Source organism: Culicoidibacter larvae (assembly GCF_005771635.1).
Taxonomy (GTDB): domain Bacteria; phylum Bacillota_I; class Bacilli_A; order Culicoidibacterales; family Culicoidibacteraceae; genus Culicoidibacter; species Culicoidibacter larvae.
On record NZ_VBWP01000001.1, the window covers coordinates 25,217 to 47,155 of the forward strand.

A 21,939-nucleotide genomic window follows, 5' to 3' on the forward strand; every position below is an offset into this window, starting at 1 on the left:
CGTCTACTTTACATAAATTTGTTTTTCAGTAATAATGCGATCTATAGCAACATCGAACGACTCTATCGGTAATTCCTCTACCTTCTGTACATCGAAAGCAACACCAATCGTTGGCAACTTCACATCTGCCAAATAACGATCATAATAACCGCCTCCATAGCCTAAACGGTACCCCGATTCAGTAAATGCCAACAGTGGTACAACAACTACATCCGGAGTAACTGCTGCTTGCAGAAGATGCGGCTCACGCTGGCCAAAGAAGCCCACCTTATGTTCGTCAGTCATCTCAGCAAAAACCATTTGCTTACCCTGAACTCTTGGAAAAACAAATCGCTTGCCACTCTGATATAACAGCGGCAAAACATCTACTTCACTGCCAATCGGCCAAAATATTGCGATGATTTGGCCATTATTAAAAATTGGGTCACAGTAGATTTGCTGGCAAATCTGCTGTGACCATTGCTTGCGCTTATCTATAGGAATAGCATCACGAATTGCTTTTGCTTTATCCCTTAATTGCTGCTTGCTTTCCATCACTATCGATACATACGATAAGATGTCAGTTGAATATTATTTTCATTAATGAAATCCATTAATTCTGGGTCGGTTAATACTTCAACTTCTTTAGTACGATAATCTGAATAAGAAGAGATTGAACGTAACTCATCATCAACAACAGCAGGATGCGTCATAATATCAACAACAATATCATCAGGTAATTCATTGATTGAATCAATTAAACCTTGAACTGATACGCCTTCTTGGTAAAAATCACCAATCATTGTATCCGGTGACTGAATTCCTGCCGCTGCAGCTTTTCCCTCAGTAAACAACGGACGGATTGGTAAATCAAATTCTTTAGCAATTTTCAGGGTAACATCATCAATACCTGGAACGCCGTGAGAATGATGATGACTATCAATATGAGTCGGAACAAGCCCTGCTGCATAAAATTTTTTTATTTGCGCACGATACTCTTGTTCAACTTCATTTAAATCATAACCGGCTAAATCTTGTAAATTTTGCTTATAAAGGTCGCCGTTTTCATCAACAATATTAGTCAAGCCTTCAGTTAAAGGCTTACCCATACGAATGTTTAAGTGAACGCCAATTGGTAAATCAGGATATTTTTTGGCAAGTTCAATTGCATAATCAGTTGACTCTCCCAAGTTCATCATCATTGTTGTCGATGTTACAATACCATTTTTCCATGCTTCAACAATTCCATTTGAAACATTTTTTGTTAAACCAAAGTCATCTGCATTTACAATAATTTTTTTCATAGTCGTTTTCTCCTTACATAGTATTATTGATCTTCAGTCGTCCTAGTATCTGCGCGATTATCTGTATGCAAAGCTCAGCATGCTCATAAACCTTCTTAAAACTACCGTGAGTCATTCAATTGTGATCTCTTAACTCATTTAAAAACATGATAAAACTCTATTGTTAGGAACGATATAATTGTACCACATATTCGCTTGCTTGGGTTATCTAATTTTGGTTGAAATATTTCGCCAATTGTTCATCTATCTTACGATTGTCCCATTCGAATGCAGGGGCCGGATTCATCTTGGTAATTGTCTGTGCTAATTTTATTGCCGAATCCACCTGATAAATTTCATCCTGCGGCAGGTCTTCAAGATACTCTTGATTACGTACCAAAATTGGCAAACGATAACATTTTGCTTCTAATGCTATCACCGGCATTCCCGCTGTAATCGCAGGTATTATTAAAGCATTTACACTTTGATAAAAAGCAGCTAAATTTTGTTGTTCACCCCAAAAGGTTACTGCCATAGACTTAGCTTGTTTTTGTAACTCCTTACGAAGTGAGCCTTCACCGATAATATGCAAATGGTTATCCGCATTTATTGGGCGAATCCATTCCAACGCTTCACGGATTCCGCTATGTTCTTCCAAATTACCAATAAACAAAAACTCATATTTTGCGGAGCGTTCAATCATTTCATCATTTTTTTGCGGGCACTCAAAGTAATTATTTATTACTTCTGATGTAATACCATATAACTTATTCACTTTACGACTAATGTGGCTGGCAATAGCAATTGAATTATTGAATTGTGATAACGCTTTGATAAACTGGCGTTTGTTATAAAATAAACCAAATCGAGTTGCTGTCGGATCATTGTGGAACCAAGCAAGCTTAGCAAGCTTTTTAGGAGCACCCAGGCCTATTAAAAGAAATGGCAAAATTGTTCCATAGGCAACTACTAAATCAAAATTGGCCACAGCCAACTTTTGATTATACATGTCCTGCCAAAAAGATGTTCGCCGCAGATTAAAATAATTCGTTACCATAACCAATGGTTGCTGCAAATCTTTATCCAGAAGTGAAATAATTTCAATTGATTCATCAAACTCATATTCAATATCTACACCAAAATGCGCAATGGTAATGCTCGCCACATCTGACCAACGCTTAGTTAATGCAAGCAAGGCCGTCGCCTCATCATTTTTCGATAGGTTGTTAATTACAAATAATATTTTTTTCATACTTCTTGCTCCATTAGCCAATTTGAATACCATGCAAGCGCATCATCATAACCAAAGCCCTTCATCGCCATCCGTTTCAGGAATTGATTCCGTTGCTCAAATTCACCATCATATTTCTGTACTAAAATAATAATCTTAGCTGCCTGTTTTTGCAGCGCATCATTTTGCCGATCAGAATTCCATTCGATAATAGCAATTGCACTGCGAACATCATCGGTGTAGAAACCCTTTTGAATAAGCTTTTGTTGTAACTTTTGGGTGAAATTCCACTTAGAATCTTTATTGCTCTTACGCAAAGCGCGGCCAATCAATTTTTGAATCTTTTCTTCCTGCTCCTCTTTACTGTAAACCAGAATAGCATCTTGAATTAAATCAGTGCCAATCTTTAATTTTTTTAAATGATCAATAAGTGCTTTCGGTCCCTTATCACTCAATAAAATCTGCTCTCGGACATATGCTTTTGCAAAGGCAGCATCATTTAAGTATCCTTGCTCTTCTAACTTTGAACATACCTGTGAAACAACTGGAGCTGAAACTTCTCGCTCTAGCAAATACTTCATCATCTCTGATTTCGCCCGCATTCTGTAGCCTAAATAACGAACTGCTTTTTGATATGCACGAACATATTCTTGTTGCTTGCTGGCATCACGCAATGATGCTTCTTCAATTTCTCCGGTTGATAAAAACCCATGTTTAACCAGTGCATCCTGATCAAGCAGCAAACTCTCTTCGCTGCCGTCATCATATTGCACTTCAACGGTATACCAAAGATTATCTTTTGTGTGAATTTTACAAATTTTTGCCATCTGATATAACCTCTTTCTATACTTCATCTTTAAGTTTACTACATACAATCGTTAAAAACTAGATACAGAAAAAGCAAGTTCCTTAAAATTACTTGCTTTTCTCATTCTTAATATCATTTAATACACTCTTTACAATTGCTTCTGACGCATGGGGATGTCGAAGACTATCATAGGCCTTCTGCATTTTTATAAGTTTATCGGGATCAGAGACGAGCTTTACCGCGGCAGCTGATGCAGCCAAAGCAGTCTTCACAGTTTTAGTTGCACCACGCTTAGTAAAAAACTCAGCATTATCGCCTTCCTGTCCTGGCAAAGGTCGAATAAAAATTGCTGGTGTTTTAGTCATTGCTAGCTCACTCACGGTAATACCACCAGGTTTAGTAATAACCACATCAACCGCATGATAGATATCAGAGACATTATCAACATATCCAAGCGAAACTACTCGACCGGGATATTTATTTGCAATAACATCAATTTTATCCTGCAGACTCTTATTACGTCCGGCAATAAATATAATATCAATACCTTCATTTTCTAAAACTGTTTCCAAGCAAGGACCAAAGTTAGGCATCACATTATTTGCCCCAGCCATAAACAGAATATGCTTATGTTCGGGATTCATTCCATATTGAGCATAAACTTGCTCTACATCTGGTGTTTCCTCAAACTGTGGTCGCACCGGAATTCCGGTCACTTCAAATTCCAAGTTCTGTCCTGCTAATCTTTTAGGCACCATTTGTTTAATGCGTTCATCAGCAATAAAATAACGCTTAACATGACTATCAAACCAAAGTGGATGTGCTGTATAATCGGTAATCAGCATATACACCGGTATATTAATCATCTGTGTTTTCGCCAAGTTAAAAAAATCAGGAACCGGAAAAGTACCGATAACCGCATCGGCATTGAATGCCTTAATCTGAGACATCGCCGGCTTTAATCGCCCGGTTCGTAAAACAAACCGTGAAATCGGCAAAATCGGTGGCGTTCCCACAAAATTATAACTCATTTTATAAATTGAATGCAGCCATGTACGATACATTTGTTTATACCCATCTTGTGTCATCCGAGTAATATACGGATGCAATTCCGTAGCTGAATCGTAACACATAACCTCACAGCCATTTGCCTCAAACGCTGCTTTTAAAGTATTTGCAGCTTGAAGATGACCATTTCCAAACGGCGCTGTTGCAATTAATATTCTTGGTTTCGTCAAATTAACACCCCTAATTTTCTTCTGCCAAAACTGACCAACTATTTTTAACGTAATTAACACCTGACAATACTGTCAATAACACTGAAATCCAAAGTAATACCAGCGCGACAACATTCATCGCTGGACTAATATTCTGAATTCCGAATAAGTAGACAAATAAACTAATAAATTGAGAAACTGTTTTAAGCTTACCAAACATATCAGCGGCAATAACTGTTCCCTTACTTGCGGCAATCATTCGTAATGAAGCAACAATAAATTCACGCGTCAACATAATCAACGCCGGAATATAAATCATGCTCCCATCTTGAATCAGCAAGAAATATGCACTAAACACCAAAACTTTATCAGCAATTGGATCAAGGAACTTACCAAATTCTGTAATCATGTTATATTTTCGAGCAATATAACCATCAACAAAATCAGTAATTGTTAAAATAACAAATAAGATTGCACTAATCAGCTGCCCCAAACTAATCCCCCATAAAATCGGTTCAACAATCGGAACCGCCCAAAAGATTAATACAAAAGGGATAAAAATAATTCGGGCAATAGTAATTTTGGTTGGTAAACTAAACATTTTTTATTCTCCTTAACACTACTGTGGCTTATTATATCACAAATTCTCTATCTGCTAAAGAGCAGATATCAACTGGTTACTCTCAATAAAGTACAGGTAACCGGCAACATCACGGCCGGGATAAGCTTGCTTCAAAGCTCTCATATATAAAGCCAGCTGGATTTTATAACGCGCCAGTAACTGCGCTTCATTAGTATTCTCGCCAACCATATCAGTCTTATAATCAACTAAAATAATCCGCTCCGGTAACTCAAGTACAACGTCCATAATCCCCTGGACTAAAACCGGCACGCTGGCCCCTTGCCAATCAGGGTAAACTTCCTTAGCCTCAACCAGCAAACTAAACGGCAACTCCTTACGAACCCGGGACGCACGACGCATCCAGTCACTCACCTCCGAGTGAAATAAAGTTTCCAACTGCTCATATTGAACAGTAGCAACTGCCTGTTCGCTAATCTTTTGTTCTTTGGCTAAATCCGACAGAAAATTCGCAAAATTTTCTGCATTCCAGTCTCTGCTAAAATCAATATGCTGCAAAACATTATGATAATAAATCCCTCTTACCCGAGGATCAGCCAAACCTCGCTCGCTAATGAAACCAGGTTCAGCAAATTGAATACTTGCTCCATGTAATTGTTCAGTCTGTTCACCTAAGTACACCGCTTGCGCCATACGTTTGATTTCCGATACTGACTGCTTAGCATAATGTTCCGTTTGTTCAATAAATGGGTAAGTAAAATCAAACGAATTCAGTACTTCAGCAACATGCCCTTCATTAAACCCACTGCTAGGAAATTCTGTGCGCGATTTCAATTTAGCCCCAGCAATAAGCTGCTCACGTAAAGCCTCTTTGGCATTAATAACTTGATATTGTAACTTAACGCCATATTGACTCCACTCTTCAACCTGAATCGGATTACCGGCAAAAATCGCAAAACTATTATGTCGCGCAACCGCACGTAAAATCCAGTCACTATATCGTCGACTCTCACGCACAAGGTGAAATGGCAAATTCCATTCTGGAATAATCATTCGTTGTAAATACTTATGCTCAGCAACATTATCCAAAGTCATCGTCATAATTACTTTTTCCTGAGCACGAGTTAATGCTACATAAAACACCCGTAACTCTTCGGCAATTAATTCAGTTCGCTTCATATCTTTAATTACTTGCTGCGCTAAAGTCGTCATTTTATAACGTTCATCAAGATTCACATATGACAAAGCAATACCCAAATCCTGATGGACAAAACAATCACCACGTAAATCACTAATGTTCATTTGCTTCTGCAAATCAGCGAAAATAACTACTGGAAACTCTAGACCTTTTGAAGCATGGATTGTCATAATCCGCACAACATCTTCATTATCAGTAACGGTACGGGCATTATTTAAATCCTTGTTCATCTCCTGCAATCTGCCAATAAGTTTATTAAACTTGAACAGACCGCGATATCCGGACTGTTCAAAACTTTTCGCCCGATTTAACAAGATGTCTAAATTTGCCTGACGCAACTTACCATTCGGTAACCCGCCAACAAATTGGTAGTATTGAGTCTCAGTATATAATTGATTAATGAAGTCAGATAGTGGTTGAAGACGCACTGATTGTTGCCACGAACGAATTTTAGCAAGAATGTCTGTTAGCTTTATCGCAAGCGGCATTTCCGAAAACTGCTGCAAGTATTCACTTGCCCGCTCGTACATTGTTCCATGCTCACTTCGCACTTTAATCGTTAATAACTCATTTTCATCAAGCCCAAAAATTGGTGAGCGCAATAATCCAACAAAGGCAATATCCTGATAAGGGTTATCAATAACTTGTAACAGCGACAGCATATTACGTACTTCCGTTGAGTTAAAATAACCACCTAAAGTTTCCGAGTACGCCGGAATTTCCAAACGCCGCAATTCCGCCTCAAGCTGACCAACCAAGGCTCCACGTGAACGGGTTAGCACGACAATGTCTTTCGGCGTTACCGGCCGCATTGCTTTTGTCCGCTTATCAAACACTTCAAAACCACTTGTCAGCAACTGCTCAACCTTAGCACCAATCACTTGCGCCTGGGTCTTATCCTTCGAGCTTATCGCTAAGCTCTCTTCATCCTCATCATCACCCTGCATATCAATAAACAGCAACTCGGTATCCATGCTTGCTTCCGGATATTGCTTATTACCGAGATACAACTGAGCTGCATCATCATAGACAATACCATCAAATTGACTGCCAAATAGTTGCTTACATAAAAAGTTAGCCGTATCCAAAACTTCACTGCGACTTCGGAAATTATAGTTCAAATCAATACGCAAGTTCTCACTTGCATCATCAACCCCAAAACGCTCATACTTAGCTTGAAACAAACTCGGGTCAGCCATACGAAACTTATAAATAGACTGCTTCATATCGCCAACCAAAAATAAACTCGTCTCACTGCCGAGCATCATCTGAATAATTGCCTCCTGCACACCATTAGTATCCTGATACTCATCAACCAAAATCTCCTTAAACCGTTGTTGATACAATGCTCGTACATCAGGAAACTCACGCAGCAAACGCAACGTGTAGTGTTCAATATCATTAAAATCCAATAAAATTCGTTCCGCTTTTCGCTGTTTAAATTGTGCATCATATTGCTTCACCAATTCAATCAACTGATGCAAATGCGGCAACACCGCCTTACTCTGCCGCTCATGTAACTCAGCAGTAAAAACTCCATAATCATCACGCAAATGATTCATCGTCTTCTTCAGCTCAGCAAATCGATCCTTCGCCTGCTCCTGCTCAAGACTCTTATCATCCGCCGAAACCCGTGGCATTCGCCCCCAATCATAACTTACCAACTGAAGCCGAATATCTTCCCAATCCTTTTGAGCCGTGATTAACGATGCTTGCTCATAATGTTTGAAGAAAAAAGCTTGATAGCCCTCGGGAATTCCTGGTGACTGACTCAACTCGAAAAAACTGTCCGCAATCGAACGAGCGCTTTCATAGATATACGATTTAGCCTGGTGAACAAGCAATTGCTCATCAATTGCTTGTTCACTCATCAGTAACACACGCTGATAAACCGTATCCAACCAATCTAAGCCATCTGCCTGAGCTTGGACCAAACGATAAACCATCATAATAAAATCTGCTAACTGATCATCATTACGCGTCGAAGTATAATGGTCTACAAACGAAAGAAAGTCCTCACTTGCATCCGCATATGCTTGCTCCAAAGTCTCACTCATCGCCTCATCACTTAACAACTGCAGCTCAACATCATCACCAATTCTAAAATTCGGGTCAATACTCAACAAATAATACTGTTGCCGGATAATTGTCAAACAAAAAGCATGAAACGTTGAAATATCAGCCGATTCTAACAACATCAATTGCTCCGCCACAAAAGCGTCCTGTTTGTCTAAGTCCTCCAGCGCGCTCCGAACCCGCGCCTTCATCTGACTTGCTGCTGCATTAGTAAACGTCAACACAAGCAACTGACTAATATCCAACTGCTCATCAATAATTCGCCGGATAATCCGCTCAACCAGCACCGCTGTTTTCCCGGATCCTGCCGCGGCTGCAACTAAAACCTGTTTGTTGCGCGCTGCAATCGCGCGCCACTGATCATCAGTCCACTGACTATTCACTGGTTTTGCCATCATTTGCCTGCACCTCCATTTCCATCTGTGATAACGCCTCTTGCTTGCTCTTATTATGAACAACCTTCGGCTGGTTCAAATAGCGGTCATATTGACAAACACTACGGAATTTACAATATGTACACGCCTTCGGAACATCTTTACTCACTTCTTGAACCGGTTCAATTGTGGTAACACCATCCCAAATCGCGCGCCCGCTCTCCTTGTACTTCATTCTGGTAAAATCAATTAAAGTAGTAAAATCATCTTCATTCATAATCCGACTACCATTTTGATCAAAATGACCATCACTCTTCAGCTTTGCCGGCACAATTAACGACTTCGCACTGGCAGTCAGCTGATCATCCATTGCCATAGCAAGTTCGGGATTATCAACAATAAAACCATTCATGGTATAACTACTCTTAATCAAATCCATCGGCGGTGCTCCGTCGATAGATTTGATACTTTGATCAATACCAAAGTATAACATTCCTGCATTCTTGCTATCAGGATAATTCTGCAATAAAACATCCATATATGTAGGCATTTGCAGATTCAATCCATAATACATATCAGCAAAAGAAAAAGTATGTCCGCTCGACTTATAATCAATAATTCGCCAGTACTGTTGACCATCTTCCACCAGCTGGTCAACACGGTCAATAACACCATTAATCTGCATGAGATGGCGGTCATCAATCGGATATACTTGTGCAGGTAACTTACCATATGTGCCACCAAAACGCACTTCACTGAATTGTTGCTTAAACTTAGAATGTTCATCTTGAAATGCCAACATCTGAATTGTTTGATTCAAAGTCTCACGCACTTTTTTTATAAAATATTGTGCTCGTGCTGACTGCATAAAAATGCCATATTGCGCCAACGGGGCATGTTTTTCTAAATATGTTTGCACATAATCCATAATCTCGGCATCACCAAGTTCGGCAAAACGCCGATTATTAGCAAGTAATATGCCACTCACATATTCAATACATTGATGAAATAACAACCCATAAATATTCGCTTGTACCTGTGCTGTAATTGGCTCAGCCAATTGTAACACTTGCCGCGAATAGTATTGAAACGGACAATTATAAAAACTCTCAATACTACTTACACTACCGTTTAACGTTGTACCAAAACGTGCTTCTAATAATTCATTATTCAGGGCAACTGTCTGATTAGCAAAAAAGACACTATCCTGCATTTTTTCCAACAAAGCCGGATTTTGTTTCAATAAATAATTATAGATTGTCTGATTAATCAAACTCATTGTCCCGGTTTGCTGATACAGCTTCAAACTGCGCACAAACTCCGGAATCGCGGCAACAACAGTTTTACCAAATCTTATGTTACCGCTGACTGGCTGCTCTGCAACTCCCAAATATTTCAATGACTGAATAATGTATGACGGTTGTTTTTCAGTTTCGCCATTCACACCATCAGCAAGCAAATAACTAATCGAAAGTCCTTTGGATGCACTGCATAAAACTGTGTACAACGCAAACTGTTGCGCCCGCAACCCAGAATCCAGCGTCGGTAAATCAACCGCAAACTCTTGAAGTTGCAGCCGCTCCTTATTATGAATAATCCCTGAATCAGTTTGGATTTGTGGCACATCACCTTCATTTACACCGAGCACAAATGCATACTGAATTCCAAAACTATATGCTCCACTTCCGGCACTGCTTGCCATCTGGAAACGAGAACGTTCAAAATCACCTACTAATACCTGGTCAAAACTTGGGGGAATAATAGCAAATTGCAAAGATTCAATTCCGGTTTCAAACATCGCTAAAAAGGCATCCATTGCCAATTCATCATTACCTGCAACTTGCACATAATCATCCAATAGCTGCACAAACTGCTGCCAAACAGCTTGGTGTCTTCTTGCTAAAACTAAGTCCTGGCTACTTGCCGCCATCGCTTCAAGGCGCTCAGCAACACCGCACCCCTTCAACCATATAAACAGTTCTTGTAATGCCTGCCGAATTGTTTTCGCTTCCGCAAAAACAGCCTCAAACGCAATTAGCGGTTGGACAATCTGCCCGCGCAGATTTTCAACCCATAAGCTTTTTTCCTCATCGACCTCACCAATAAAACCATTTCTGGTCTCATGCCAAAGCCATGGCTGCTCACTCTGCCAGTCACGCTTCCCAGTCTTACCATATAACTGACAATAAACTTCTAAGCGGGCAACATCATCATCGCTCACATCTAAAAATCCAGTTTTTAAAATTCGCAACAATTCGACCGTCGACCACTTACTCTTAACCAAAGCAATCGCAGCATGAATAAACTCTAAAAACGGATGATATAACATACTCTCCTTAACATCAAGAAAATATGGAATCCCATATTCAGTAAAAGTTGAACGCAATAAATCAGCATACAAACCCTTTTGCGGAACATACACCGCAATTTGTCCATAACGAACCCCGCTCTGCACTAAAGTACGAATCTGTTGAGCAACTCCCTGCAACTCGTCACGGCGATCCACAAACGGAGTAATCTTTACTGCATCACCGATTAAATCTTGACGCAACCCTAAACTTAAATACTGCTCCAAAGCCGCCAAATCAGGCGCCGCTTTAAATCGCGCCAGGCCAGGCTCACCCATTCTTATAACTGAAGACTCAATTTTATATTCTTGAATACCGCGGAGAAATCGCGCATAAGTCTTGTCGGTCATAGCAAACAAACCAGTCGGTGTTGCCGCTTCCTCACTCACCGTCAACACCAGCGTCACCGTAGCCGCACAGCGCATTAATTGGTCAACAATAATATGTTCCTGTTCATTTAAACTGTGGAACCCATCAATATAAATATGGGTTTGTCTTACCCATTCAGACTGCTCAATATGACTTGCCAGCAATGAATAATAATCTGCATCCAAAATATATTGATCACCTAAAAATTCGCGCACCTTATCAGCAAGAAATGCCAAATCAAATAGCTTATCAGCCAACAACTGATTATTTAACGGCAACTCAGCAATAGTATGCAAATCAATCACCGCGTTACTACTCTCTTGAATAAAAGCAATAATCTCATCAATCAAACCTAAAGACACTCGCTCCTTAGTAAATACCCGCAACTCACTTTGGTACTCATATAAAAATTTTCTAACCAATAAACGTAATCCCTGTTTATCAATCAACTCTTTAGACAAGCCGCCGGTTTCCTGCAAAATCCGAATCGCCAAACGCTTAAAGCCCAAAACCTGGGTATCAAAAAGCACCCCGTTAGTACGGCGAATCAATTCATACTCGGTTTGAAACGACATCTGTTCCGGCACCAAATAAAGCACCTGTTCTTGCTGCTTAATTCTCTGCTCTATCTGCTCAAAACAAAAGCTGCTTTTCCCTGAACCACTTCGCCCAAGCACAAACGTAACCGCCACCGCACTCAACTCCTTTTCCTACTTATTGTATCACAGAATCTATTCGCAACGAAATCAAAAAACGACCACAAAAGGTGGTCGAAAAATGAAATTTCGCTAAATACGCGAATTATGAAAAAACTAGTTTATCAATGCGAAATAATTAACAAACCTAATCCTGCCAAAGTTGAGCCAACAGCTCATAACTACGTAACTTCGCCGCCGGTTCAAATACATCGGTAGCAATCACCAACTCATCCGGCGCAAAGCGCTCAACAAAGGCATCCATCTGTTCACGTACTCGAGCTGAATCGCCAACAAAAGTATACTTCATCCGTGATTCAAGCATCTCCTTTTCAAGTGGCGACATTAATAAATCCACACCGCTCATCGGCGCATCAATTTTCCCGGGAATACCGCGCATCATCTTTACCCAGCGCATAATTGAAGAAGATCTTAAAAATTCAGCCTCATCATTATCATCGGCCACCAACACATTCAAAGTTGCCATTGTATAGGGCTCCTTCAAAACGCTCGATGGCACGAAATTATTACGATACCAATCAAAAGCATCCTCTAAGTTCTCTGGGGCAAAATGACTGGCGAACGCAAATGGCAAGCCCAGTTGCGCCGCTAACATCGCACTATAAGTACTTGACCCAAGTAAGATTAATGGCACCTGCAAACCATGCCCGGGAACTGCTTGCACTCCATTCACTCCGGAATCAGAAAAGTACTGTTGCAACTCAGCAATCATTGACGGAAACTTATCCACATTACTCTGCAAATCGCGCCGCAATGCTCGCGCCGTCTTCATATCTGTCCCCGGCGCACGCCCAAGTCCTAAATCAACTCGCTCTGGAAACAATGTCGCCAATGTACCAAACTGTTCAGCTACAACAAGCGGCGCATGGTTAGGCAACATAATTCCGCCGGCGCCAAGCCGGATTCGACTTGTCGCCGCCCCTAAATAAGCAAGTAACACTGAAGTTGCCGAACTCGCAACTCCTGCCATGCCATGATGTTCAGCAACCCAATATCGAAAATAACCCTGCTCCTCAGCCAATTGAATCAGAGCCTTGCTCGTCGCAAAAGCATCTGCTTCACCAAATCCCTCACGAACCGAAGCTAAATCCAAAACCGTCAAAGGAATATTTTGTTTCATACTATTACCACCTTTCCTCAATTATACCATAGCTACAGAAAAAGACTGTCTAAGCAGTCTTTTCAATATTTTTCAATTTTCTAAATCGGCAATAATAATATCTATTGTATCTTCATTATACCCATACAGCTTAAATTTTTGAGTCTCACCGCTACTTCTTCTGCGAACAACAATAACCAATCCCGAAGCAATAGGCATTCTCCTCAACCTAAATTCACGTGTCATAACATCAAAATCATAATCTATTTTGCTAAATTGACGCACTTCACCAATAACCGGCGTAATTGTCAATATTCCATGTTGATATTGCATCTTCCCAAATTTAGTTATGTAAGCATAACCAAGATAAATCAATATAACTGGTACCGCCATAATATACAAAACTATATTTTCGTCTGAAAGTACCTTCAAGTATACAGACATAATAACCCAAAGTACTATTGCTATACCAAAGCCTGCGAAAGCTTGCATAAATACTATTCTCATTATTGCCCCATTTGATTTCTCGTACATAAAAATCCTCCAATTATGGAATTATAATAAAACAAACCCACATAAACCGATAGCTATTCCAAATAACTTTTATACTGATAATGACTGTCCTGCAATTCTTTACGATACATCTTCCAGTTTGGCATCCATTGACTAAACAAATCATAATAATTCTTAGAATGATCAGCATAAATAAAATGCAACAACTCATGGACAATCACATAGTCAAGCAAAATCTGGCGATGCAAAATCAAAGCCAAATTCAACGTCACCTTCGCGCGCCCGGGATTACACACGCCAAAACGAGTTTTCATCAATCTAATATGTAATTCCGGATTAGGAATATTCAACGCCGCAAGTTTTTGATGACAAATTTGGAGCCGCTCCGTGAAAACCCGTCGCGCCTCTTTGCGGTACCAAGCAATCACCTGCAACCGCAACTTATCCCGCTCACGCTCGACTGACCAAATATGAGCGACATCACCATCAAGTACCACCTTAGTACGTCCGCGTTCAAGATAATGTATTTGAATAGTATAAATCTGTCCCATGTATTCAAGCGGTGCGCCATCGCTGATTACCAATCGCTTCATCGCCCCAAAAAGCGCCTGTTTTTTTACAATCCAAGCTTCTTTTTGATTAATAAAATCCTCAATCCGCTTCATTGACATAAACAATGGGGCCTTCACATGAACCCCATGTTCATCAACCCGAATCGTTAATTGCCGGACCGCCTTGCGTTCAAGTTGATAATCAACCATCTATTCAACCCCAGTAAAAGTAATATCAGTAATTGCCCGCACCTGATCAAGCAAGCGAATCATATTTAGTGACTTCTCATATGGCATAATATCATTTTCAAGCGCACCACTTAAAATCGTTTCCGCAAATGCTTTTATCTCATGTCCAAGCCATAAATCATCTTCAACCTCGTACACCTTCTCAACACCATCACGATCAATTAATGTAAATGCCTTCGCTGCTGTCCATGGCTTATGCAAAATAATTGAACCTTCGCTGCCCATTATAATAGCTTGATTTAATGTCTGTGAATCCATAGTACAATAAGAAACTGTTTGAATACTGTCATCATGATTTGTGCCAAATGTAACCGCACCATCAACATTCCAAACATTCATTCGCTTTTCAGCCCAAACCGATTGTGGCCGACCACAAAGGTCCGATACTAAAAACGCATTATAAATGCCCATATCCATTAATGCACCACCAGCTTGGTCCGGTCGATGCTTATGTGCCTTCGTACTAATCTTACCATCAAAAGAATGTACCGCCTGAACTTCGCCAATAACTCCGTCTTCAATAAGTAACTTAGCTTCGCGATAAATAGGATTAAACCCAACCGTCAAAGCCTCCATAAACAACTTCCCATTGCTTTTAGCAGTATTAACAACATTTTGCAGTTGCAACTCACTCAATGCTGCCGGCTTTTCACAAAGAACATGCTTCCCCGCCGCCAGCGCTTCAATTGAATAACTTGAATGAGTTGGATGGAATGTTGCAATATAAACTGCATCAATATCGTCATCCTGCAACATATCTTCGGCACTCTCATACACCTTAGGAATTAAAAACTCATTAGCAAACTTGGTCGCATTTTCCAACGTCCGCGAAGTAACTGCCACCAATTCTACTAAAGAAATATTCAAAGCATCACGCGCAAAAGCATGAGCAATCACACCGGAACCAATAATTCCAAACCGAACCTTCTTCATACACAACACCTCTTCCTAAATTACCTTATATTATAACAGCTTTCTAAGCAAAACCATATACAAAAAAATCGGTTACGGGCGCAAACCGCCCGCAACCGAAAAATTTTCCCGTCAATTAAATTTTGGCACAACATTATACCAATCTGTTCCATCAAAAGTCCAAACCTGATAAGAACCGGCAACCACCAACATATCATCAACAGCATCAACTGACCCGCTTAATGGCAAGCACTCACCTTTGTAGCTTATTTGAGTATGCAGTCGTTCACCATCCCACATATGTAATGTGTAATCGTAGGCAATCCACAATTTACCGGCAAACCAACGCATGTCATTAATCTCCTCGCGCTGTGGCAAATCACAAAGCTTTTCCCATCGCTTGCTCTTACCACGCCACAAAGCACTGCGGGCACCAATATACACATAACCATCAGCTGCACAGCATACTGCATAAATATAATCATCAGTAGAAAATTCACAGTCATTCCATGCCGCACCATCATAATGCCACACATCACCCTTACCACCGGCAGCATACACATCCTGAGCACTAAAACCATCAATATCTTCGAAGCCACAATCAGAATTATTCAACTCACCGAATCGGCTCATATCCGGAGCAAATCCCTCACGAACATTTACCCATGTCCCCATTTCCGTACGTTGATACACCATGCGCCGTCCACAAGCCGCCCAAGCGTAATCATCAATCCGACGTATTCGCTTGCAGCTTGGCAACCCCTCTTCATGCAACATCTCCGATGGCCATGTTTGTTGACCGCCGCCTAAAGGTAACACGGTCCCATCAACATCATGAGAAAATAACAACACATTTGCTTTCGGCAAAGTTGAAACGCCCATTATTGGCCGCTCAAAGTTATCCACTTCAACATAACCAAATGTTAAATAATCGGCATTACTGTTTACAATTCCGAAAACATATGTAGGCAGCTGCCTATCCACCTCAAGTGTCTCGTCATAACTAGTATCCGGACGGGCAATAAAATACACCGCATCCGCATCCCTAATTGCACACCCCAGAAAAATCTTATCCTTAGTCAAATCAACAAGATCTTCCGGACTTACTTGCTTCTTAATCATCACTCTAACTCCAATCGCATTTTTTATTAAGGTAGAAAATGAGCGGTCGGTCTGCGACCGCTCATTTAAAATTTCGGTACAATATTATACCAATCCTGACCATCAAACGTCCAAACCTCATGACTCCCAGCCGCAAGCAGCATATCATCAGAAGCATCAATCGGCGAACATAAACTTAATTTCTTGCCCTTATGAATAATTTCTTGATGTAATTGCTCACCATCCCACATCTGCAGCGAATAATCGTATGCCAGCCAAAGCTTATTATCAAACCAGCATAAATCTTTCATTCTTACTGGCAACTCAAATCGAACTAATTGCTCCCATTGATTATCGCGACCACGCCAAAGAAAATTACGTGAGCCAACATAAACAAAACCATCTTTTCCACAACAAACCGTGTATAGCTCATCCGTGCTTGGAAACTCGCACTTATGCCAACTCACACCATCGTACTTCCAGATATCACCTTTACCGCCGACTGCATAAATCTCTTGCTCAGAAAAGCCGGCAATATCAGCAAAGCCCTTTTTCGTTGATTTATCTTTGGCATGCGCTTCAAATCCAGCATTCACCGGTTGCCATTTATCGATATCAAGTCGCTTATAAACGCCACGTTCAATACCAACTGCCCAAGTATAGCCATCAATACATTGCAAATGTTTGCACTGAGGATAACCCTTAGTAGCAATATCCTCAGCGTCCCACTCCTGACCGCCTCCAAGCGGAGCAACTGTACCATCAGAATCTTGTGAAACCAACAGTGCCTGACTCACTGGCTTTTGCGAAACTCCAAGCAACGGCCGCGTGAAATTTTGATATTCACGTGCACCTACTCCAAGCGGACCAGCACCATTATCCTTCAATACCACAACTCTTGTTGGAATTTGATAATCTTCCAAATCCATAGCTTCCTCATAAGTCACATCTGGACGTATCATAAGATATACCAAATCTTCACTGCGAATTGCACAATCCAAAATAATATGCCCTTTAAAAGCAGCCTCAACATTCTCCATTGCCAACTGGTTTTTCATAACTGTTACACACTCCCTTATAAAATCCCCCTGCATAAATCCATCATACTATTGAAAAACTGAAAAAATATCTGTGAAAAAACGTATTTTATTGTTCCCGTTTCATGGGTAAATAAAAAACGCAGGACTTGCTCATTAAGCAACCCCTGCGTTTTTATCATTTTTTAAACAATACCATTAATAGCTTTATCAATATCCGCCATAATCATATCAAATGTTCCGTTTGAATGTCCTTCAAAATTATAAGTGATCAAAGCAACCACTTTGTTATTTTGGTCTGTTGATATCTTCACATCACGAACATCGCAATCAAGTTTATGAAGTTCAACAAGTTTTTTGTTCAATTCAGTTTCAATATCATCTTTTTCTCGTACTACTGAAGTTAAAATCATATCATTCAGTCCTTTCTATTTCATTATTTATTGTATCATTTACCAATACGCTACGCAACTAAACCATGTCGTTGCAAGTAGTTAAATAACGCACCAATCATACCAGCATCATTTTTCAACTGACAAGTCTCAATTGTTACTAAATCCAACACATCAGGATAAATTTCACGAAGCTTGTCCTCAATACCTTTTATCAATGCATCCCCTTGAGCACTGACACCGCCGCCAATCAATATTTTCTCAGGATTAATACTATAAACTAAATCAAAAATTCCGATTGCGTTAGCCATATAAAAATCATTGACCTCTTTCGCGCAAATTGCATCTCCGCTTTGTGCACGACGGAAAATCTCCTCTCCATCAAGCTCTTCACCACTTGCTTCACTTGCCCGTTTCACCAACATACTTGTCGCACCAAGAGCGCTCCACCAGTTAGCACCGAACGGTTCGCGTCCAATACCTTGAGTGAGCATTACCCCAAATTCACCCGCCATATATTTATGTCCGCGATGAATTCGATGATTAATAACCATACCGCCACCAATACCGGTACCAATTGTAAAACAACAGAAATCAGCAATTCCGCGGCCACCGCCTTGCCATTGCTCCGCCATTGTCGCACAGTTAGCATCATTATCCATCTCCGCTTCTAAACCAGTATGCTCTAACATGTACTCTTTTACATTAATGTTAGTAAGCCCTTTAATTGCACTCATAAATCCTACATAGCCGGTTTCAACATTAATACTTCCTGGAATACTCATGGCAATACCCTTTAGCTGATACTCATCTTTGTATTTATTAACCGTATCAGCAACATCCTTTAAAACCAATTGTGCATCTTCGCGGCGAGTTACAAAACTGTCTTTCATTAAAAATTCTGCTTTATCATTCATCAATGCGTATTTAATACTCGTCCCACCAATATCAAAAACAATATAATTTTCTGCCATACTAAAACCTCTTTCTGAAATTCTTACAGTATCAGTATACCATTTTTCTACGATGAAGCGTATACTCTATTTTTACTTTTATATAACATTGAACTTTATCTAACATATATGTTTGACAAAGTTATATATTAATGTTAAGATTTATCTAACAATAATATTAGGAGTTGTTTTATATGAATGAATCTGCTGCGCCTACAAAGTGTGATCTTATAAAAAATCAGCGCGATTATACTATGCTGATTATCTCAAATATTGTCAATCGCTTCGGTGACTCTTTGGATATCATTACCTTTGCCTGGATTATGTATCAAATCAGTGGCAGTGCTGCACTTTCTGCAATTATGTTCGGAATGAACATGTTGCCAACGGTTTTATTACAACCGTTCTTAGGCGTTCTCTCCGAGCGTTTCAATAAGAAATATATCGTTATCATCGTTGATATTATTCGCGGATTATTGGTAGCATTTATTGCTCTGCTTTACTTCTTAGGCTCGTTAAATCCGGTTCACCTTATCGTTACTACAATCCTCATATCCAGTGTCGAGGCTCTTGGTATGCCGGCAGCAATGGGACTGAGCACAGCTGTGCTTGATAAAAAGTACTACGAAGTTGGTGTCAGCCTCAATTATACAGTCACTAATATCGCTCAATTGCTGGGAACTGCACTCGCCGGAGTCATCATCAGCCAGCTTGGCCCGGTCATCGCAATAATTATTGATGCCGCCACTTTCTTTATTTCTGCATTGATAAAACTTGCTATCCGCTATAAAGAATCCCATGTGCTTCGGGAGAAAACTGAGAATTCATACCTTACTTTACTTAAGCAAGGTATGAGTTATGCCTTTAAGTCAAAATACCTGCTTGTATTTTGTGTTATAGCTGCATTAGTAAATATGCTGTTAGTACCAATGAACTCACTCTCAGTTGCATATATTGCTCAGTATCTCAACGACAGTGCCGATATCTTAGCTATCTTCAATATGGCCTGTTCAATCGGCATGATCGGCGGTGGCCTCCTCTATACCAAAATCAGCAAATATATTTCCCATCGCGCCCAACTGCTGACTATCGCACTAGTTAGTTTCATCTTCTACTTGCTGCTGGCAATTGTTGGTCTGCAAATCTTCCCGCTGACAAGTGGCATTACCATTATCACTATTGGCTTCTTGCTCATCGGCATCAGCGCCTCGCTCGCTTCCTCGTGCCTCGGCATTCTGTTTATGCGTCACATTGATCCTGCCTATATTTCACGCTCAAACGCTATCCTTAATGCCGGAGCAACAGCAATGATTCCCATCACTTCATTCTTCATTTCATTTTTCAGTGCTCAAATCTCACTCTTAGCTATTTTTGTCATCTTTTCAGTCATTTCAATTTTGATGTATGGTATACTAAATATATCGAAAAAAGTGAAATCATTAAACTAAAGGAGTAAATATATGAAGCTTCAGTATCATCAACCTCATTTAGAATATGAAACCGTGCAATTCTTAACTAAGTTTTATTTAGCTGAAAAACGAAGTTCACCTTCCAACTATACTCAAGATATGAGCGTTCTTAGTCAAGAAATTGAGCAAACTATATTAGAACTTGGCAACCAATTAAAAGCTATTCTGGTTAAAAATACCCTAATACAAAACTTATTCATTGAGATTAAAAATTATGAGACAATTGCCGACATTCTCTTTTTCATTAACTACATAGATCAAAAAAATGAGAATAAAGATGCACTCTTTCGTATGCACATCTATGAAGTACTGAATGGAGAAGAGCCAAGTGGCGCAATAACTCCTGAAGTATTTTTTGATGTCTTACACCATTCTGAAATTGCCGATGAAATAAAGTGGAAAATTACTGATACTCATAACAACATCACTATGCTTAGCGAAAAATTTATCAGTTTTCTTGATGAACTAAAACCAACGGTCGCTGAGGCAATTAGTAAGTACCAACCCGCTGCAACTACACATTTGCATTCATGGGAGAGCCTTGGTGATGACAATATTGTTTTAGATACTATTAAAGAAACGCTGCATCTTGATTTATCTAGCACCAAAACCGAACCCATAAATTTCTACCCATCAATTATCGGTTATCATAAAATATCACTTGTTTGCGGAAACCTCTTTATCGGACTTATCTTTACTTCCGAATTTAGTTTCCACAGTGACTTTACCCTTGACGAACTGGCAAAATACCTGAAATTCTTTGGTGATTCCAGCAAACTGGCGATTATCATGCATCTCAAATCCGGCGCTAAATATGGCAAAGAGCTTGCTGACCTACTGCAGCTTACTCCGGCAACCATTTCCTACCACATCAATGAACTTGTCGGCAGCGGTATGGTCTTCATTCTCCCCAGCGCAAACAAACGCATCTACTATGAACTCAATACTGAACTGATGAACGCAATCGTAGAATCATTACAAGAACAAATAAAAGCATAAAAAAACCGCAGTTGATGAACAACTGCGGTTTTTAATTTATAATTACTGCCAGGCTTGATTACTTCAGCTTTGACAAAGAATCTGCCACCTGCAAATTCATTAACGAACGCTGTAAACGTACCTTGGCACGAGCCAGCTGCAAATTATCGCCGCGTGTCTCATTAATATCATGTTCAGCTTCCTTAACCGCTTCCTCTTCCCGAGCGCGGTCAATCTCCTCAGCAAAGATTGCATCATCGGCCACAACTAATAAGTCATTGTCGAACAAGTTGAAATATCCACCATGAATAACAACTATCCGTTCGTTGCCGTCCTCCTCATGTACATAAATCGGAGCCGGCTCAATAACTGCCACAATCGGCATATGGTTTGGCAATATCGTTAATTCTCCGCCAGTTGAATTAATCGTAAGTTTGGTAATCTGACCATCATAGAGAATACGATCAAGCGCAATAATTTGCAAATGTAAACTCTTGTCCGCCATA

At 40.1% G+C, this 21,939-nt stretch carries 19 protein-coding genes; 2 read left to right on the forward strand and 17 right to left on the reverse strand.

Annotated elements, in window-relative coordinates:
• Positions 1-3 precede the first annotated feature (3 nt).
• The 16 genes from FEZ08_RS00220 to FEZ08_RS00295 all read right to left on the reverse strand — a co-directional run bounded on the left by FEZ08_RS00220 (position 4) and on the right by FEZ08_RS00295 (position 19,007).
• Positions 4-534: a 5-formyltetrahydrofolate cyclo-ligase gene (locus tag FEZ08_RS00220; RefSeq protein WP_138189687.1), complete on the reverse strand. Its 531-nt coding sequence runs from the start codon at positions 532-534 to the stop codon at positions 4-6.
• Positions 535-536: 2 nt separating this feature from the next.
• On the reverse strand, positions 537-1,283 hold the full coding sequence (gene chbG / locus FEZ08_RS00225; RefSeq protein WP_138189688.1) for a chitin disaccharide deacetylase: 747 nt from the start codon (positions 1,281-1,283) through the stop codon (positions 537-539).
• A 208-nt stretch (positions 1,284-1,491) separates the two neighbouring features.
• Positions 1,492-2,514: a glycosyltransferase gene (locus FEZ08_RS00230; protein WP_171014849.1), complete on the reverse strand. Its 1,023-nt coding sequence runs from the start codon at positions 2,512-2,514 to the stop codon at positions 1,492-1,494.
• Positions 2,511-3,320, reverse strand: coding sequence for a RecX family transcriptional regulator (locus FEZ08_RS00235; protein WP_171014850.1), 810 nt, complete (start codon positions 3,318-3,320; stop codon positions 2,511-2,513). Before FEZ08_RS00235 ends, FEZ08_RS00230 begins: the two co-directional genes overlap by 4 nt.
• A gap of 88 nt (positions 3,321-3,408) precedes the next feature.
• On the reverse strand, positions 3,409-4,539 hold the full coding sequence (locus FEZ08_RS00240; protein ID WP_171014851.1) for an MGDG synthase family glycosyltransferase: 1,131 nt from the start codon (positions 4,537-4,539) through the stop codon (positions 3,409-3,411).
• 10 nt (positions 4,540-4,549) lie between these two features.
• Complete coding sequence (gene pgsA / locus FEZ08_RS00245) at positions 4,550-5,119, reverse strand: CDP-diacylglycerol--glycerol-3-phosphate 3-phosphatidyltransferase (protein WP_138189692.1); 570 nt, start codon at positions 5,117-5,119, stop codon at positions 4,550-4,552.
• A gap of 54 nt (positions 5,120-5,173) precedes the next feature.
• On the reverse strand, positions 5,174-8,770 hold the full coding sequence (addA, locus tag FEZ08_RS00250) for a helicase-exonuclease AddAB subunit AddA (protein WP_138189693.1): 3,597 nt from the start codon (positions 8,768-8,770) through the stop codon (positions 5,174-5,176).
• Positions 8,748-12,155 (reverse strand): PD-(D/E)XK nuclease family protein, encoded by a 3,408-nt coding sequence (locus FEZ08_RS00255; protein ID WP_138189694.1) that lies wholly within the window; start codon positions 12,153-12,155, stop codon positions 8,748-8,750. The genes addA and FEZ08_RS00255 overlap by 23 nt, the downstream gene beginning before the upstream one ends.
• Before the next feature lie 151 nt (positions 12,156-12,306).
• Complete coding sequence (locus tag FEZ08_RS00260; protein WP_138189695.1) at positions 12,307-13,299, reverse strand: LLM class flavin-dependent oxidoreductase; 993 nt, start codon at positions 13,297-13,299, stop codon at positions 12,307-12,309.
• Between the two features lie 72 nt (positions 13,300-13,371).
• Positions 13,372-13,812: a hypothetical protein gene (locus FEZ08_RS00265; protein ID WP_138189696.1), complete on the reverse strand. Its 441-nt coding sequence runs from the start codon at positions 13,810-13,812 to the stop codon at positions 13,372-13,374.
• A 53-nt stretch (positions 13,813-13,865) separates the two neighbouring features.
• Entirely contained in the window at positions 13,866-14,552 is a 687-nt protein-coding gene (locus FEZ08_RS00270; RefSeq protein WP_138189697.1) for a M48 family metallopeptidase, read from the reverse strand.
• Positions 14,553-15,524: a Gfo/Idh/MocA family protein gene (locus FEZ08_RS00275; protein WP_138189698.1), complete on the reverse strand. Its 972-nt coding sequence runs from the start codon at positions 15,522-15,524 to the stop codon at positions 14,553-14,555.
• Positions 15,525-15,635: 111 nt separating this feature from the next.
• The gene (locus tag FEZ08_RS00280) at positions 15,636-16,625 is read right to left on the reverse strand and encodes a hypothetical protein (RefSeq protein ID WP_138189699.1); all 990 of its coding nucleotides are present in this window, start codon (positions 16,623-16,625) and stop codon (positions 15,636-15,638) included.
• Positions 16,626-16,690: 65 nt separating this feature from the next.
• Entirely contained in the window at positions 16,691-17,662 is a 972-nt protein-coding gene (locus FEZ08_RS00285; RefSeq protein ID WP_138189700.1) for a beta propeller repeat protein, read from the reverse strand.
• A gap of 164 nt (positions 17,663-17,826) precedes the next feature.
• Positions 17,827-18,054: a hypothetical protein gene (locus FEZ08_RS00290; protein ID WP_138189701.1), complete on the reverse strand. Its 228-nt coding sequence runs from the start codon at positions 18,052-18,054 to the stop codon at positions 17,827-17,829.
• 50 nt (positions 18,055-18,104) lie between these two features.
• Entirely contained in the window at positions 18,105-19,007 is a 903-nt protein-coding gene (locus FEZ08_RS00295; protein ID WP_138189702.1) for an ROK family protein, read from the reverse strand.
• 173 nt (positions 19,008-19,180) lie between these two features.
• Here FEZ08_RS00295 and FEZ08_RS00300 point away from each other — a divergent pair, with 173 nt between their 5' ends.
• Positions 19,181-20,434 (forward strand): MFS transporter, encoded by a 1,254-nt coding sequence (locus FEZ08_RS00300; RefSeq protein WP_138189703.1) that lies wholly within the window; start codon positions 19,181-19,183, stop codon positions 20,432-20,434.
• 12 nt (positions 20,435-20,446) lie between these two features.
• A complete protein-coding gene (locus FEZ08_RS00305; RefSeq protein ID WP_138189704.1) occupies positions 20,447-21,454 on the forward strand; it encodes an ArsR/SmtB family transcription factor in 1,008 nt (335 codons plus the stop codon).
• 58 nt (positions 21,455-21,512) lie between these two features.
• On the opposite strand, the gene atpC is transcribed toward FEZ08_RS00305, so the two are convergent.
• Complete coding sequence (gene atpC / locus FEZ08_RS00310; RefSeq protein ID WP_138189705.1) at positions 21,513-21,938, reverse strand: ATP synthase F1 subunit epsilon; 426 nt, start codon at positions 21,936-21,938, stop codon at positions 21,513-21,515.
• Position 21,939: the final 1 nt, after the last annotated feature.

Bases quoted from the DNA above. Each gene is read 5' to 3' on its own strand.
- pgsA (WP_138189692.1), bottom strand. From the start codon at position 5,119: ATGTTTAGTTTACCAACCAAAATTACTATTGCCCGAATTATTTTTATC.
- FEZ08_RS00280 (WP_138189699.1), bottom strand. From the start codon at position 16,625: ATGATTAAGAAGCAAGTAAGTCCGGAAGATCTTGTTGATTTGACTAAG.
- chbG (WP_138189688.1), bottom strand. From the start codon at position 1,283: ATGAAAAAAATTATTGTAAATGCAGATGACTTTGGTTTAACAAAAAAT.
- FEZ08_RS00290 (WP_138189701.1), bottom strand. From the start codon at position 18,054: ATGATTTTAACTTCAGTAGTACGAGAAAAAGATGATATTGAAACTGAA.
- FEZ08_RS00230 (WP_171014849.1), bottom strand. From the start codon at position 2,514: ATGAAAAAAATATTATTTGTAATTAACAACCTATCGAAAAATGATGAG.
- FEZ08_RS00265 (WP_138189696.1), bottom strand. From the start codon at position 13,812: ATGTACGAGAAATCAAATGGGGCAATAATGAGAATAGTATTTATGCAA.
- addA (WP_138189693.1), bottom strand. From the start codon at position 8,770: ATGATGGCAAAACCAGTGAATAGTCAGTGGACTGATGATCAGTGGCGC.
- FEZ08_RS00300 (WP_138189703.1), top strand. From the start codon at position 19,181: ATGAATGAATCTGCTGCGCCTACAAAGTGTGATCTTATAAAAAATCAG.
- atpC (WP_138189705.1), bottom strand. From the start codon at position 21,938: ATGGCGGACAAGAGTTTACATTTGCAAATTATTGCGCTTGATCGTATT.
- FEZ08_RS00235 (WP_171014850.1), bottom strand. From the start codon at position 3,320: ATGGCAAAAATTTGTAAAATTCACACAAAAGATAATCTTTGGTATACC.
- FEZ08_RS00220 (WP_138189687.1), bottom strand. From the start codon at position 534: ATGGAAAGCAAGCAGCAATTAAGGGATAAAGCAAAAGCAATTCGTGAT.
- FEZ08_RS00305 (WP_138189704.1), top strand. From the start codon at position 20,447: ATGAAGCTTCAGTATCATCAACCTCATTTAGAATATGAAACCGTGCAA.
- FEZ08_RS00260 (WP_138189695.1), bottom strand. From the start codon at position 13,299: ATGAAACAAAATATTCCTTTGACGGTTTTGGATTTAGCTTCGGTTCGT.
- FEZ08_RS00275 (WP_138189698.1), bottom strand. From the start codon at position 15,524: ATGAAGAAGGTTCGGTTTGGAATTATTGGTTCCGGTGTGATTGCTCAT.
- FEZ08_RS00295 (WP_138189702.1), bottom strand. From the start codon at position 19,007: ATGGCAGAAAATTATATTGTTTTTGATATTGGTGGGACGAGTATTAAA.
- FEZ08_RS00285 (WP_138189700.1), bottom strand. From the start codon at position 17,662: ATGAAAAACCAGTTGGCAATGGAGAATGTTGAGGCTGCTTTTAAAGGG.
- FEZ08_RS00270 (WP_138189697.1), bottom strand. From the start codon at position 14,552: ATGGTTGATTATCAACTTGAACGCAAGGCGGTCCGGCAATTAACGATT.